The sequence below is a fragment of the Okeania sp. SIO3I5 genome (genome assembly GCF_010672085.1).
Taxonomy (GTDB): Bacteria; Cyanobacteriota; Cyanobacteriia; order Cyanobacteriales; family Microcoleaceae; genus Trichodesmium.
The window spans coordinates 1-14,418 of record NZ_JAAHHT010000081.1; the positions used below are offsets into that span (position 1 = coordinate 1).

The following is a 14,418-nucleotide window of genomic DNA, read 5'->3' on the forward strand; positions in this document are numbered from 1 at the left end:
TTATATTTTTAGATATCCATATTGATTAACCCCTATTGGATAATATAACTTGATTGTCATAATAATATCTAAATATATAGGGATATAGCGTTTTTTAGACTAATGAGGTAGAACTACCTTGATTTTTCTTCTATTCCTTATTGCCTGTTGCCTGTTCTGTGTTCCTTATAGTTTTATAATTCTAGTTTCCAGAATATTACTATAAAAATTAAAAGTAAATATTCAGGTATTAGCCTTGAACTTTTCCTTAGTAATAATGTAAGCATTCAGCGGTAAGCTATCAGGTTCATTACTTTTAAAAAAGGAAAAAACAGTTGATAGGTTTCAAAGAATTAAAAGTCTGGATAAAAGTCGATCAGCTATCCTTAATAGTCTAGTCTATCAAGGGACACTGTTCATTTTTATTGCTGAGAGCTAACTGCTAAGAGCTGAATGCTTATATCAGCTTCATTACTTTTAAAAAAGGCAAAAAAAGTTGAGAGGTTTCAAAGAATTAAAAGTCTGGATAAAAGTCGATCAGCTATCCTTAATAGTCTAGTATATCAAACTACATTGTTCATTTTTATGGCGCTTTATCTGAATGCTTATATCAGCTTCATTACTTTTAAAAGAGGCAAAAAAAGTTGAGAGGTTTCAAAGAATTAAAAGTCTGGATAAAAGTCGATCAGCTATCCTTAATAGTCTAGTCTATCAAGCTACATTGTTCATTTTTATTGCTGAGAGCTGACTGCTAAGAGCTGAATGCTTACGTAATAATCTTGTAGCAAGTAATTAATTAGAAAGATTAGCAAAGAATGCTTTTAGAGTAACTTTTAATTTTCGCTCAATCTTGAAAATATGATTCTTCCTTCCACAAGAATAAGTTAATGAAGCTCCAGCTAATAGCTGATGGCTAAATACTTAAAATTAAAATATAAAAAATCACAGATATAGCGTTTTTATTTGAGATGCAGAAACCGAGTCCTCTGAAAAAGGGAATAGGCAATAGGCACTGTTGCAATAGGCAAGGATAAAAAACAGTATTAAATTGTCAAAAACACAAGATCATTTGTACTTAATACAGCATTTTTTTATTAGAAAAAACCTAAATATAGATTTACATCTCATCTCAAGATACTATAATCTGTAGAAAAAATGAAATTATCAACGGAAAACTTATTTGATAGTTAGATTACTTTATAATAGAATATAAACTTTTAATTACTGCTAGGAAAATACAGAAATATAACTGGTAATAGTAGACTCAAATTCTTTCAGTAATGGTATAGTAATAATTTGAGTCGCAATACTACTATTAGTACACAGGACTTCATTAATGGATAATGGATAATGGATAATTAACTCTCCCTTTTAGGGAAAGGATTCACTAAAAGGAAAAGATTTATTTTTTCCCCTTGAAAGGGGAAACTTTAAACCTAAATTATCTGATTTTTAATTTTTTTAATTATTAATTATTTCGGTAAGCATTCAGACATTAGCTATTTATTTGGGAACGGGTAAAAGCTATTGATAAATTGAGAGAGAATTAAAAGTTACTGCAAAAGTATAATTCTTTAATCTTAGAGGGAATTATTCATTATTTGCTGATAGCTGACTGCTTACTACAGGACTATCAAACTATTCCATCTTTTACCAAAAATCGCTTTAAACCTGATACTTATTAACTCTAAACTAACTCCTATGAACACTAAAACTCTTATCCCTAAAACTCAAATTTCATGTGTAATTCCTGATTGGCTACAAGAATGTCTAGATAACAGAAATAAAAGTGATAATATAACTAGCTGTTCAGTAGATATAGCATTAATTTGTCGAGCATTTGAATTGGCATATAAGTTACATGAAGGGCAGTATCGAAAATCAGGAGAACCCTATATTTGTCATCCTGTAGCTGTCGCAGGATTATTAAAAGATCTCGGTGGTGATAGTGCGATGATTGCTGCAGGTTTTCTACATGATGTTGTTGAAGATACTGACGTAACTATTGAAGAAATAGAACAAAATTTTGGTTCGCAAGTAGCTTTATTAGTGGAAGGTGTAACTAAACTTTCTAAGTTTAATTTTTCTAGCAAAACAGAGCTACAAGCTGAAAATTTTCGCCGAATGTTTTTGGCAATGGCAAAAGATATTAGAGTGATTGTTGTGAAGTTGGCAGACAGATTACATAATATGAGAACTCTTCAACATTTACCGCCTCATAAACAGTTAAGTAAAGCATTAGAAACACGGGAAATATTTGCACCATTAGCAAATCGTTTGGGTATTGGTCGAATTAAATGGGAATTAGAAGATTTATCTTTTAAATATATTGAACCAAATTCTTATCGGGAAATTCAAGAATTAGTAGCGGATAAACGAGCGGATAGAGAAGCTAGATTGTTAGAAATGACTGAAAATTTAAGACGAAAATTAGACGAAGCAGGAATAGAATATTACGACATTAGTGGTCGCCCTAAACATCTTTATGGAATTTACCGCAAGATGTATTTAAAACAAAAAGAATTTCACGAAGTATATGATATTTCTGGACTCAGAATAATTGTCAAAAAAAAGGAAGATTGTTATCGAACTTTAGCCATTGTTCACGACTCTTATCGTCCTATTCCTGGAAGATTTAAAGACTATATTGGTCTACCAAAACCTAATCGTTATCAGTCATTACATACAGGGGTAATAGGAACTACTGGACGACCTGTAGAAGTGCAAATTAGAACTGTGGAAATGCACCATATCGCTGAGTATGGAATAGCCGCTCATTGGAAGTATAAAGAAAGTGGTAATAGTAATACTAATATTACAACTGAAGATGAAAAATTTACTTGGCTTCGACAGTTATTAGAATGGCAAAGTGACCTGAAAGATGATCGGGAATATTTGGAAACTGTTAAGAGGGATTTATTTTATGAAGATGTCTATGTTTTTACACCAAAAGGTGATGTTATTTCTCTCAAATATGGCTCGACACCAATAGACTTTGCTTATCGCATTCATACAGAAGTAGGAAATCATTGTACAGGTGCTAAGGTAAATGAACGAATAGTACCTTTAGATAGTCTTTTAAAAAATGGTGATATTGTGGAAATTTTGACTCAGAAAAATGGTCATCCTAGTTTAGATTGGCTAAATTTTGTTATTACTGGTGGAGCGCGAAATCGAATTCGTCAATGGTATAAACGCTCTAATAGAGAAGAAAATTTAGCTAGAGGTAGAGAATTATTGGAAAAAGAATTGGGTAAAAAAGGTTTTGAATCTTTACTGAAATCTGAGCAAATGCGACTTGTTGCAGAAAGATTAAATTATCAGAATGTTGATGATTTATTGGCTGGTTTGGGTTACGGTGAAACTACTTTAAATTTAGTGGTTAATCGTTTACGAGATGCTTCTAGGGAAGTAACACAAGTTGAACAGAATTCAGATATTTATTCAGAAAAATATTTACACAAACCTACTCAAAATTTATCTCCTAATAATTATAATCCAATCGCTGGAGTAGAGGGTTTAATGTATCATTTAGCAGGTTGTTGTAATCCGATTCCAGGTGAGCCTATTATTGGAGCTGTAACTCGTATGAATGGTATTTCTATTCATCGTCAAGGTTGTTCTAATGTGGAAAGTGTTCCTGGAGAAAGGTTAGTTCCTGTTAGTTGGAATAGTGCTAATGAAAATCAGGGACGACCTCAAACTTATCCAGTTAGTATCTGTATTGAAGTTCTAGATAGAGTGGGTGTACTGAAGGATATTTTATCTCGTTTGATGGATAATAATGTTAATGTTAAAAATGCTCAGGTTAAAACAAATCCCGGTCATCCTGCGATTATTAATTTATGTATTGAGGTGAGCGATCGCCAACAATTTGAACGGAGTTGTACTCAAATTAAAAATATGAGTGATATTTTGAATCTTCGTCGTATTAATCAGGTGGAATAGTAAATTTAGAATTCAGAATTGAGAAGTTAGAAGGTAAATTTTCAAGGGAGATTTTCATCCTTTTTTAATTCAGAATCCAGGAATCAGAGGAGGTTAAACTTGAGAATTGAGAATTCAGAATTAAGAATTCAGAAGTTAGAAGGTAAATTTCCAAGGGAGATTTTCATCCTTTTTTAATTCAGAAACCAGGAATCAGAGGAGATTAAACTTTAGCAATTTAGAATTCAGAATTGAGAAGTTAGAAGGTAAATTTCCAAGGGAGATTTTCATCCTTTTTTAATTCAGAATCCAGGAATCAGAGGAGGTTAAACTTGAGAATTCAGACTTGAGAATTCAGAATTGAGAATTGAGAAGTTAGAAGTTAGAAGTTAGAAGTTAGAAGTTAGAAGGTAAATTTTCAAGGGAGATTTTAACCCTTTTTTAATTCAGAATCTAGGAATCAGAGGAGATTAAACTTTAGCAATTTAGAATTCAGAATTGAGAAGTTAGAATGTAAATTTTCAAGGGAGATTTTCATCCTTTTTTAATTCAGAATCCAAGAATCAGAGGAGATTAAACTTGAGAATTAAGAATTGAGAATTCAGAATTAAGAATTGAGAATTCAGAAGTTAAAAGGTAAATTGCCAAGGGAGATTTTCATCCTTTTTTAATTCAGAATCCAGGAATCAGAGGAGATTAAACTTTAGCACTTGAGAATTCAGAATTAAGAATTGAGAATTCAGAAGTTAAAAGGTAAATTGCCAAGGGAGATTTTCATCCTTTTTTAATTCAGAATCCAGGAATCAGAGGAGATTAAACTTGAGAATTCAGAATTGAGAATTGAGAATTCAGAATTAAGAATTGAGAATTCAGAAGTTAGAAGGTAAATTTTCAAGGGAGATTTTTACCCTTTTTTAATTCAGAATCTAGGAATCAGAGGAGATTAAACTTTAGCAATTTAGAATTCAGAATTGAGAAGTTAGAATGTAAATTTTCAAGGGAGATTTTCATCCTTTTTTAATTCAGAATCCAGGAATCAGAGGAGATTAAACTTGAGAATTCAGAATTGAGAATTCAGAATTAAGAATTGAGAATTGAGAAGTTAGAATGTAAATTTTCAAGGGAGATTTTCATCCTTTTTTAATTCAGAATCCAGGAATCAGAGGAGATTAAACTTGAGAATTAAGAATTGAGAATTCAGAAGTTAGAAGGTAAATTTTCAAGGGAGATTTTCACCCTTTTTTAATTCAGAATCCAGGAATCAGAGGAGATTAAACCTTAGCACTTGAGAATTCTGAATTATCAATATAGTATTTCTCAAGTTACTGAGGTATAGTTCTTTTTATTCTCTTCTATTTCCACGAACCTGAATTATTACTTTGTAGAGACTTTGTATGCAACATCTCTACCTATTCGCTAAAATATTTAAGATATAAAAATATGCTTTTAGAAGAATCATCGATCGCTAATATTTTAAATAAACAACGTCAGTTTTTTGCTACGGGAAAAACTAAAAATGTTGACTTTAGAATAGAACAACTGAAAAAGTTAAAACGGGCAGTTTCAGATTATCAAGAAAAAATAGCTGCTGCTGTTAAAGCAGATTTGAATAGACCAAAATTTGAAGCTTATTTTGAACTAACTTTTTTGACGGAAATAAATGATGCGATTAAAAAGCTAAAATCTTGGGTGAAACCTAGAAGAGTTTCTACTCCTATTGAACAGTTTCCTGCTGGAGCTAAAATTTATCCAGAACCTTTAGGAGTAGTTTTAATTATTGGTGCTTGGAATTATCCTTTTCAATTAGTTATTTATCCTTTATTGGGAGCGATCGCTTCTGGTAATTGTGGGATTATTAAGCCTTCGGAAATAGCTGTTAATACTTCTGAGGTTGTTGCGGATTTAATTGCTAATACTTTTGATTCTAATTATATTGCTGCTGTGACGGGAGGAGTGGAAGTAAGTCAACAGTTATTAGCAGAAAAGTTTGACTATATTTTATTTACTGGAGGAACAAGGGTAGGCAAAATTGTGATGGAAGCTGCTGCTAAAAATTTGACTCCTGTAACTTTGGAATTGGGTGGAAAAAGTCCTTGTATTGTTGATGATGATATTCAGTTGGAATATACGGCAAAACGTATTACTTGGGGAAAGTTTATTAATGCTGGTCAAACTTGTGTTGCTCCTGATTATTTGTTGGTAAATAAATCGGTTAAATCGGATTTGTTGGAGAAAATTAAACAGTCTATTGAGGAATTTTATGGTGAAAATCCTGCTGAGAGTCCGGATTATTGTCGGATTATTAATGAGAAGCAATTTAATAGATTGAGCGATTTACTGAAAGATGGAAAAATTTTTATTGGTGGTGAAACTAAGTCGGAAGAACGTTATATTTCTCCTACAGTTATTGAGGGAGTTGATTGGGATTCAGAAATTATGCAGGAGGAAATTTTCGGACCTATTTTGCCTGTTTTAGAATATGAAAATTTAGATGAGGCGATCGCTCTGGTTAATTCTCGTCCTAAACCTTTATCTCTTTACTTTTTTTCTCGAAATAAACGGAAGCAAGAACAGGTTTTACGGGAAACTTCTTCTGGAAATGTTTGTATTAATGATACTGTGATGCAATTCGGGGTGCCATCTTTACCTTTTGGAGGTGTGGGAAATAGTGGGATTGGTAGTTATCATGGGAAGGCGAGTTTTGATACTTTTTCTCACTATAAAAGTGTGTTGAATAAGGGGTTATGGTTTGATTTAAACATTCGATATGCTCCTTATAAAAATAAGGTTGGTTTGATTAGAAGAATAATTTTTCGGTAGCTAGCTAGACACGGATTTTGCCACGGATGAGCTAGACACGGATTTTGCCACGGATGCACGGATGGATATTTCAGTTGAGCTAGACATGGATTTTGCCACGGATGAGCTAGACACCGATTTTGCCACGGATGAGCTAGACACCGATTTTGCCACGGATACACGGATGGATATTTCAGTTGAGCTAGACACCGATTTTGCCACGGATGAGCTAGACACGGATTTTGCCACGGATACACGGATGGATATTTCAGTTGAGCTAGACACCGATTTTGCCACGGATGAGCTAGACACCGATTTTGCCACGGATGCACGGATGGATATTTCAGTTATCAGCTCTAGTAGGTTGTGTTTCCTTACCTCAACCCAACACAAATAAATATTTGGCTCGTTCAGGTAAGGGATCAAGATATTCAGGTATGGGGGCAAAATTTTTAGGTACGGGAGCAAGAAAAATTAGGCGATCGCTCCTTGACAGTCAGAAAAAGTTGTTTTATTTTCAAATTAGATAAGTATTATGGGGAAATAGTGCCCCTTTTTTTAGACCCCAAATAATCGTAGGGGTTTGGTCTCCCAACCCTACAGCGCTTTTCAGATTGATGAACCACATCGTTACAACCAAAACCCTGTAGGGGCGATTTCCTGCGGAATGCTGCGCAAACGCGAATCGCCCCTACAGTCGTCCTACCAAAATGAAAACTGCTGTAAATCCTTGATGCTCGACGACGGAATTTTAGTATCCATTTGTATTGCAGCTTGAATATTTATAGGTCTAAATAAAGAGTAATTTTGAGCGATCGCTCCTTGACAGCGAGAAAAAGTTGTTTTATTCTCAAATTAGATAAGTATTATGGGAAAATAGTGCCCCTTTTTTTAGGGCAATAACTTTTCAAATTTTGTCTATGGAAAGGGAAAACCTATAACTGAAGTTGTAGCTAAAATGAAGAAAAATAAGACTTTCAAATTTCCGAACCTCCTAAACAGATGAAATCTCTACCTCGAATCCTTGGTCTAACTTTCCTAGCACTAGCTCTGACAAATTGTTCTGGGAAATTATCACCCGAAGATATTGCCTCTCGACTAGAACCTAGTATTGTCAAACTATTTTATAGAAACCAACCCGGACATGGAACTGGTTTTTTCGTGTCTGGAGAAGAGGGAGTCTGTACCTTACTAACGGCAGCTCATGTTGTGAAAAAATAAGGGGAAAGATTATTACAGACTAGGGATGAAAAAATCTGGCAAGTGGCTAGGGTGGAAATATTTCCTAGTGACATAGATTTAGCTTTGGTTACTTTTCAGCCAGATAGAGGAAGTTGTAATTTTCCGGCGCTGAAAATAGGTAGTTCTGAGAATCTGAAAAAAGGTAGTTCTATCTATATTTCTGGTTTTCCTATTCGAGGTGGGAAGTTGGTATCCCAATTTGTTTCAGGTGATGTTTCGGGTTTGGATAAGTTGGCGCGGGGTTATGGAGTTGCTTATCAAGCTTTGACTGTGGGTGGAATGAGTGGAGCGCCTGTTGCAGATGTGAAGGGTGAGGTTGTGGCAGTGCATGGAATGAATGATGTGGAGGTTGTGAAAAATTTTGCTTCTTATCAAGCAAGTTTGTCTGAGTCGGAACGGCAGACTTTTCTGCAAGCTGTGGAAAGGGTGGAGAATGGTGTTCAACGTTTGACTTTTTCTTGGGGTATACCTATTAATTTTTTTGAGGAGTATCGGGGAAGGGCGATCGCTCTTGCCACAGAAAAACAAGATGTTGACTTACAAAAGCAACTGGAGGAGGAAAGACAACAGCGTGAAGAAACAGAACGGCGAGTGCAAAAGCTAGAAGTTGAACGACAAAAGCAACTTCAAGAGGCTGAACAGAGAGCAAAACAAGAACGGGAAACTGAACTACAAAGGCAACTGGAGGAGGAAAGACGACAGCGTGAAGAGGCAGAACAGCGAGAACGAGAGCTGAAGGCTGAAAAACAAAAGCAGGTAGAAAATGAAATTTCTCTAGTTTCATCTAAGGGGGTTGACTATATTGAGTTGCATGATTTATTGGCGGCAGGAAAGTGGAAGGAAGCAGACGACGAATACAGAGAGAGTTATGGAAAAAGTTGCAGGTAGGGAGTCGGAAAGATGGTTGAGACTTAAGGATCTGGAAAATTTTCCCTGCCAGGATTTAAGCACGATTGACAAACTTTGGGTAAAATATAGTAATGGTAAGTTTGGCTTTTCTGTTCAGAAGCAAATTTATCAGAGTCTGGGTGGTAAAAAGGAGTATGATAGAAAAGTATGGGAAGCCTTTGGAGATAAAGTAGGATGGCGTCAAGGAGGAAGATGGTTGCGTTACAATGAGATAACGTTCAATACAAGCACGCCTTATGTGGGACATCTCCCGAAAGGCATAGAAGAGGGAGGGGGGGTGTCATGGTGGGAGGTACTTTTCTATCGCACAGATAGTTGTATACCTTAACATCTAATGGTTTCAGCCTTTAATAGAAAAAAGTTCAAAGAAGTAAATTATACAATTTTACAACAACCGTAATTATTATTTTCTTCCAAAACAATGGCAAAGGATACCTACCATGAAACCGTTAAAACAGCACTGATAAAAGATGGATGGAAAATTACCGACGATCCTTTACGACTTAAAGTTGCCAGTCGAACACTCTATGTAGATTTAGGAGCAAAAAAGCTATTAGCAGCGGAAAAAGAGGGATTGCTAATTGCTGTAGAAATTAAAAGCTTTTTAGGTGCATCTCTCATTAATAATTTAGAGCAAGCGTTAGGTCAATATATTATCTACTCACAGATTCTATCCCAGCAAGCACCAGAAAGGTTGTTATACCTTGCCATTCCTGAAAGTGTATTTTCAGATTTCTTTTCAGAAGAGTTACCCCAATCTGTGATTCAATTTAATCGAGTCAAACTATTAGTTTTTCAACCAGAAACAGAGGAGATCGTGCAATGGATACCTTAAATTTCTATCGAGATACAATAGAAAAAATTCTCAGAGAATATGCAAATATTCCTTATTCTTATGGCGAAATAGAAGAACATTTAATTATTGATAGTGAACGGAACCATTTTTTACTGGTAGATGTTGGTTGGCAACAAAAAAAGCGAGTTCACGGTTGCCTGACTCATATCCAAATTATTGATAATAAAATATGGATTCAACGAGATGGAATAGAAGATGGTATTGCCAATGATTTAGTCAATGCAGGAATTCCTAAAAGTCAAATTGTTCTGGGTTTTCATCCTCCAGCAGTCCGCCATCATACGGAATTTGCAGTCAGTTAACTTTTCCCGAAAAATTAAGGTATAAAGTCTCCCCATTCATGGAGAAAGAAGAAAAAAATTTCTTTTAACCAATAATAAGAGGTAATTATTAATTATTAATTATTAATTGTTAATTATTAAACCTACCTTTCCAACCCTGCCAACTTATCCTCTTCTGCCAGAAAAACTTCTAATTTAATCGGCCAACTTTGTTTAGACGAAGTAACTAACCTACCCTCACTATTTTGATAAGTAAAACCACCATTAACCAACCCATCAAAAATTTTATCTCTCGCCTGATTTCCTGCAACATCCTTCCACAAAGTTAAAAGCAATGGGCAGTCGCTACGTCCTCGAATTTTGGCACAAATAACTTCTTGGTCTGGTGTATTGGAGTCGGTGCGGTAGTCAAAACCTATTAAACCCACATTCCGAAAACTTTCTAATCGTTTAGCTATCTCGAAACATCGGCTTTTTTCATCCCAACCGCCACCCATTGGTATAACCATTTTCAACCAGGGTGCATTGGTAAAATCATTGTCATACATTACCGTCCAAACTACTCCATATTTAGGGTCTGGATTTTGGGAGCAAGAAAAGCGGTGTGTTTTTTCTACTATTAGTGGTTGTTTAGCTTGTTGTTGCTGCTCTTGTTTTTGCAGAATGGCGATTAATAAACCACTAACCAATGCTAATAAGGAGATAATTATTAGATTTGCCGGGTTAACGAATAAAGCACCCCGGTCTGAGTTTTGATTCATGGATGGTGCTGAGATAGTTTGCTCTTTCTAGGATAGTTCTACTCGACCAGGGTCGGCAACTTTAGGAAGTAAGTTTCGGTAATTAGATAAATGCAAGAATTGTTTGAATTTATCTAATTACACCATCAAATTATCTACCATCCAAAAAAAGGTGCGTGACGGCAAAATTTTTTGAGTTTCCGCAAAATTGAAAAAATGAGGTGATAATTACGGCATTGGACAGTGAGTATATATGTGCGCACCTTTCCCATTATGAATAATAATAGCACAAAATTATTTAAAGTCAAGCACTTTGCTGAAATTTTTTCTGGGAAATATGTAAAGGGAGCGATCGCCTTTTTTCAGTTATCAGTTATCAGTTATCAGTTATCAGTTATCAGTAGGAATATTGGTTGTCTTGTTAATATAGTCATTCTGATTTAGATTGAGACAAAGTTTTCTTGCGGTGAAAGGGTTTTAGCTGAGAAAGTTTTCCATTCTTATTCAGAATGACTATAGTCTAATATTATCAAAAGTATTGTAGAATAAAGTAGTGAAAAATATCGACGTTTAATTCCTAAAATCTAACCAATTTAATGTTTGAATGGAACGAAAACAAAAACCAACAGAACATCAGAAAACATGGCATTAGCTTTGAAGAAGCAAGCGAAATTTTTTATGGCATAGTTTTTACTACTATTGATGAAAGATATGATTATGGAGAGATTCGCGAAATTAGTATTGGAGCTATTCAAGGTGTTATAATTATTACTGTTGTTCATACAGAACGTAACGGTAATATTCGTATCATCTCAGCTAGAAAAGCAACCCTCAAAGAACGGAAAATTTATTATGACTATTTCACCCGAACGACTTAAAGAATTGCAAAATATAAAAGATTCTGAGATTGACACCTCAGAGATTCCTGAACTTGACGAGGAATTTTGGCAAAAAGCTAGAAGAGTTGAACCGAGATTTCAAGAAACAGTTTTGATTCAATTAGATCCAGATATTATCAATTGGTTTAAACATCAAAGTCCAAACTATAAAACAATAATCAATCAAGTTTTGCGTGATTATATTAATCAACAAAAACCAGAATGAATTTTAACGAAGGTTCGTCAAGTTTGCCAAGGATTTTAATCCTTAGCTAATAGCTTAAGTCATCTTAAAGATGACTAAAATTATCTATATCGTTTTTTTTCAGCAGGCGATCGCCATATTCATTTATTAGTTATCAGTTATCAGCTTTTCAGTTTTTCCAGATTAACTTTCGTCTACTAAAATTAATGCTTCTGTTTTCAGAGACTGACTTAAATAAAAACCATTATTTTCTAATGCTTCTAAAATAGGGAATAATTGGTCAACTAATCCTAACTGTTTAGCTTTTACTAAAACTCCCACCGTTCCTATTATTTTAATCCCTAATCTTTTCGCTGTATTTCTTGCTTGTCTATCATCAACAATTAAACGATAACCTAACTCATAAGCTAAAGTAATAGCCTCTGCTTCTCCATCATCAACCACTAACTTTAAAGAATTAACCATCCCTATATTTTGGGTACTTTTAACAATCAACCAAGAAAAATAAATACCAAACTATTTTTGAACCTCTGGTGGAATTGTCACCTGAGAAAACATCTGCGGTAATAAATCTATTTTACCAATTCTTTCTAACCCAATTAAGCAGGTACTATCAGCAATAATTAAATCAGTCATTTACTTATTTCTTCCCGCAATTCTTCAGGAGAATAATTAAAAATAGGGACTTTGTATTGTCCCAAAACTTCCATAAAAGCTGATTTAGAATATCCTGCTAATTGTGCTGCTTTTCCTAAAGAAATTTTATTAATTTCATACAATTTTATTGCTAAGAACAACTTAGCTTCATTTTCAGAAATTCCCATAGGAAGTTCACAAACTAAATTCATAATTGCTCCTTTTTTTCTGGGAAATATGAATCGGAGCGATCGCCCAACATTAAGTACATTAAGTAGAAATATTGTTTTGAGTTTTGCTCTAACCCTACATGAATTATATGAGGGCTAGAGCAAAACTACGAGCCTAATTATAAAATTAGGCAGATAATTTGTATTAATTTTTAACCTAAGCAGTAGCTTTTTCAGGAGGTTTGATATCATGCCCGCTGATATCGTGTAAACTCAACAGGCAAGATGCCTATTCCACAGGGTGAATATCTACAGGAAATCTAAGTTTTTTCGAGGTTAATACCCTTAATTCCTAGATAACTAAAGCCTGAAAAAGCAAATTTATGAATCCTGAATTCTGAATTCTTACCCTTTTACAATACCGATGCTACCGGACATGATATTACCTCATTTTTCAGAGAATTTCCCTGTTCAAAATCGGTAATACTAGAAATAGTTGTACTAGCAATATCATCCATTGCTTCCTTGGTAAAAAATGCTTGATGAGAAGTAATCAAAACATTAGGAAAAGATTGTAATAATAGGAAAGTATCATCCTGAATAATTGTGTCAGATAAATCCTTAAAGAAAAGATTTTTTTCTTGTTCATAAACATCAATTCCTAAATAAGCAATGATTCCAGATTTTATCCCTTCAATAGCAGCTTTTGTATCAATTAATTGACCGCGACTGGTATTAATTAACATTACTCCTGGTTTCATTTGAGCGATAGTTTCAGCATTAATTAAATGATGATTTTCTGGTGTTAGAGGACAATGCAAGGAAATAATATCAGAGCTTGCTAATAATTCAGGTAAATCTACATAACGAGCATTACCAATTTCTTCAAATTTAGGATTAGGATAAGGATCGTATGCAAGTAAATGACAACCAAAACCATGTAAAATCTGAGCAAGAATAATACCGATTTTACCAGTTCCAATAATTCCAACTGTACGACTGTGTAAATCAAATCCTAATAAACCATTTAAAGAGAAATTATCCTCACGCACTCGGTTATAAGCTCTATATAATTTACGGTTGAGCATCATCATCATCCCCACAGCAAATTCTGCTACTGAATAGGGAGAATAAGCTGTCACTCGCACAACTTTAATACCAACTTCAGCAGCAGTTTCTAGGTCAACATTATTAAAACCAGTACACCGTAGAGCAACTAAACCAATACCTTGATCAGCTAAAATTTTCAGAGTTTCAGCACCCACGTCATCATTGACAAATACACAAATTGCCGAACATTCTGCTGCCAAAGTAGCAGTTTTTGCCTCCAGTCGAGTTTCATGGAAAATAAATTCATGGTTAGCATTAGTAGCAGTATTAGCTGCCTCTAGAAATTGGCGATCGTACTTTTCGGTACTAAAAACAGCAACTTTCATTTAAAATATCCGCCCTTGTTGAATAAAAGTATGATTTTACAGGAGTCAAATCAATTCAAAATTAAAAATTATTAATTCTTGCATTATAACCTCTGCCTAAAGTCAGAGGCTTGAAATCAGGAAAATATTTTTGATTTTTTTCGTTCTAAAGAACGAGGCTTGAATCCTTAATTAAACAATTATTGAAATTAAGGAATAAACCAAAATTTTTGAACTTTGAATTTTTAATTTTGAATTCAAAAAATGGTCAGGAAAGAGCTTTTTGCCAGCCTTAAATAGAAGAAATAGCTTGATTTAGACATTAGAAATTTAAGAATTTCATATCTAAAATCAGCAACGCAAAAAAAAATACTAAATGCT

14 protein-coding genes and 1 pseudogene are annotated in these 14,418 nt (G+C 34.2%); 11 read left to right on the forward strand and 4 right to left on the reverse strand.

Features of this window, described 5'->3' with window-relative positions:
- The first annotated feature begins 1,680 nt into the window (after positions 1-1,680).
- The 8 genes from F6K40_RS18865 (at position 1,681) to F6K40_RS18900 (ending at position 10,014) form a co-directional block, all read left to right on the forward strand.
- Entirely contained in the window at positions 1,681-3,927 is a 2,247-nt protein-coding gene (locus tag F6K40_RS18865; RefSeq protein ID WP_293138549.1) for a RelA/SpoT family protein, read from the forward strand.
- 1,419 nt (positions 3,928-5,346) lie between these two features.
- Positions 5,347-6,726, forward strand: a complete 1,380-nt coding sequence (locus tag F6K40_RS18870; RefSeq protein WP_293138551.1) for an aldehyde dehydrogenase — start codon at positions 5,347-5,349, stop codon at positions 6,724-6,726.
- Between the two features lie 61 nt (positions 6,727-6,787).
- The gene (locus F6K40_RS18875; RefSeq protein ID WP_293138553.1) at positions 6,788-7,102 is read left to right on the forward strand and encodes a hypothetical protein; all 315 of its coding nucleotides are present in this window, start codon (positions 6,788-6,790) and stop codon (positions 7,100-7,102) included.
- A gap of 605 nt (positions 7,103-7,707) precedes the next feature.
- On the forward strand, positions 7,708-7,926 hold the full coding sequence (locus F6K40_RS18880) for a hypothetical protein (RefSeq protein ID WP_293138555.1): 219 nt from the start codon (positions 7,708-7,710) through the stop codon (positions 7,924-7,926).
- A 33-nt stretch (positions 7,927-7,959) separates the two neighbouring features.
- Positions 7,960-8,835, forward strand: a complete 876-nt coding sequence (locus F6K40_RS40940; protein ID WP_365671999.1) for a trypsin-like peptidase domain-containing protein — start codon at positions 7,960-7,962, stop codon at positions 8,833-8,835.
- Positions 8,816-9,184: a GUN4 domain-containing protein gene (locus F6K40_RS18890; RefSeq protein WP_365671984.1), complete on the forward strand. Its 369-nt coding sequence runs from the start codon at positions 8,816-8,818 to the stop codon at positions 9,182-9,184. Before F6K40_RS40940 ends, F6K40_RS18890 begins: the two co-directional genes overlap by 20 nt.
- A gap of 93 nt (positions 9,185-9,277) precedes the next feature.
- A complete protein-coding gene (locus tag F6K40_RS18895) occupies positions 9,278-9,691 on the forward strand; it encodes an element excision factor XisH family protein (RefSeq protein ID WP_293138557.1) in 414 nt (137 codons plus the stop codon).
- Complete coding sequence (locus F6K40_RS18900; RefSeq protein ID WP_293138559.1) at positions 9,679-10,014, forward strand: XisI protein; 336 nt, start codon at positions 9,679-9,681, stop codon at positions 10,012-10,014. Before F6K40_RS18895 ends, F6K40_RS18900 begins: the two co-directional genes overlap by 13 nt.
- 122 nt (positions 10,015-10,136) lie before the next feature.
- Here F6K40_RS18900 and F6K40_RS18905 read toward each other — a convergent pair whose 3' ends face one another.
- A complete protein-coding gene (locus tag F6K40_RS18905; RefSeq protein WP_293138561.1) occupies positions 10,137-10,754 on the reverse strand; it encodes a COP23 domain-containing protein in 618 nt (205 codons plus the stop codon).
- A gap of 222 nt (positions 10,755-10,976) precedes the next feature.
- Between F6K40_RS18905 and F6K40_RS18910 the strand changes: the two genes are divergently transcribed.
- The 3 genes from F6K40_RS18910 to F6K40_RS18920 all read left to right on the forward strand — a co-directional run bounded on the left by F6K40_RS18910 (position 10,977) and on the right by F6K40_RS18920 (position 11,837).
- Complete coding sequence (locus F6K40_RS18910; RefSeq protein WP_293138563.1) at positions 10,977-11,177, forward strand: hypothetical protein; 201 nt, start codon at positions 10,977-10,979, stop codon at positions 11,175-11,177.
- A 152-nt stretch (positions 11,178-11,329) separates the two neighbouring features.
- Positions 11,330-11,611, forward strand: a complete 282-nt coding sequence (locus F6K40_RS18915; protein WP_293138565.1) for a BrnT family toxin — start codon at positions 11,330-11,332, stop codon at positions 11,609-11,611.
- Complete coding sequence (locus F6K40_RS18920; protein ID WP_293138566.1) at positions 11,586-11,837, forward strand: BrnA antitoxin family protein; 252 nt, start codon at positions 11,586-11,588, stop codon at positions 11,835-11,837. Before F6K40_RS18915 ends, F6K40_RS18920 begins: the two co-directional genes overlap by 26 nt.
- 162 nt (positions 11,838-11,999) lie before the next feature.
- Here F6K40_RS18920 and F6K40_RS41625 read toward each other — a convergent pair.
- From F6K40_RS41625 to F6K40_RS18935, 3 genes and pseudogenes are all read right to left on the reverse strand, one after another.
- Positions 12,000-12,452, reverse strand: a pseudogene (locus F6K40_RS41625) (PIN domain-containing protein).
- Positions 12,449-12,664 carry a UPF0175 family protein gene (locus F6K40_RS18930; protein ID WP_293138570.1) on the reverse strand — a complete coding sequence of 72 codons (216 nt, stop codon included), beginning with the start codon at positions 12,662-12,664 and terminating at the stop codon, positions 12,449-12,451. Before F6K40_RS18930 ends, F6K40_RS41625 begins: the two are co-directional and overlap by 4 nt.
- A 371-nt stretch (positions 12,665-13,035) precedes the next feature.
- Positions 13,036-14,058, reverse strand: a complete 1,023-nt coding sequence (locus F6K40_RS18935; RefSeq protein WP_293138572.1) for a 2-hydroxyacid dehydrogenase — start codon at positions 14,056-14,058, stop codon at positions 13,036-13,038.
- Positions 14,059-14,418 lie beyond the last annotated feature (360 nt).

Excerpts from the sequence above, each read along its gene's own strand:
- F6K40_RS18865 (WP_293138549.1), top strand. The coding sequence starts at position 1,681 with ATGAACACTAAAACTCTTATCCCTAAAACTCAAATTTCATGTGTAATT.
- F6K40_RS18870 (WP_293138551.1), top strand. The coding sequence starts at position 5,347 with ATGCTTTTAGAAGAATCATCGATCGCTAATATTTTAAATAAACAACGT.
- F6K40_RS18875 (WP_293138553.1), top strand. The coding sequence starts at position 6,788 with ATGGATATTTCAGTTGAGCTAGACATGGATTTTGCCACGGATGAGCTA.
- F6K40_RS18880 (WP_293138555.1), top strand. The coding sequence starts at position 7,708 with ATGAAATCTCTACCTCGAATCCTTGGTCTAACTTTCCTAGCACTAGCT.
- F6K40_RS18890 (WP_365671984.1), top strand. The coding sequence starts at position 8,816 with ATGGAAAAAGTTGCAGGTAGGGAGTCGGAAAGATGGTTGAGACTTAAG.
- F6K40_RS18895 (WP_293138557.1), top strand. The coding sequence starts at position 9,278 with ATGGCAAAGGATACCTACCATGAAACCGTTAAAACAGCACTGATAAAA.
- F6K40_RS18900 (WP_293138559.1), top strand. The coding sequence starts at position 9,679 with ATGGATACCTTAAATTTCTATCGAGATACAATAGAAAAAATTCTCAGA.
- F6K40_RS18905 (WP_293138561.1), bottom strand. The coding sequence starts at position 10,754 with ATGAATCAAAACTCAGACCGGGGTGCTTTATTCGTTAACCCGGCAAAT.
- F6K40_RS18915 (WP_293138565.1), top strand. The coding sequence starts at position 11,330 with ATGTTTGAATGGAACGAAAACAAAAACCAACAGAACATCAGAAAACAT.
- F6K40_RS18920 (WP_293138566.1), top strand. The coding sequence starts at position 11,586 with ATGACTATTTCACCCGAACGACTTAAAGAATTGCAAAATATAAAAGAT.
- F6K40_RS18930 (WP_293138570.1), bottom strand. The coding sequence starts at position 12,664 with ATGAATTTAGTTTGTGAACTTCCTATGGGAATTTCTGAAAATGAAGCT.
- F6K40_RS18935 (WP_293138572.1), bottom strand. The coding sequence starts at position 14,058 with ATGAAAGTTGCTGTTTTTAGTACCGAAAAGTACGATCGCCAATTTCTA.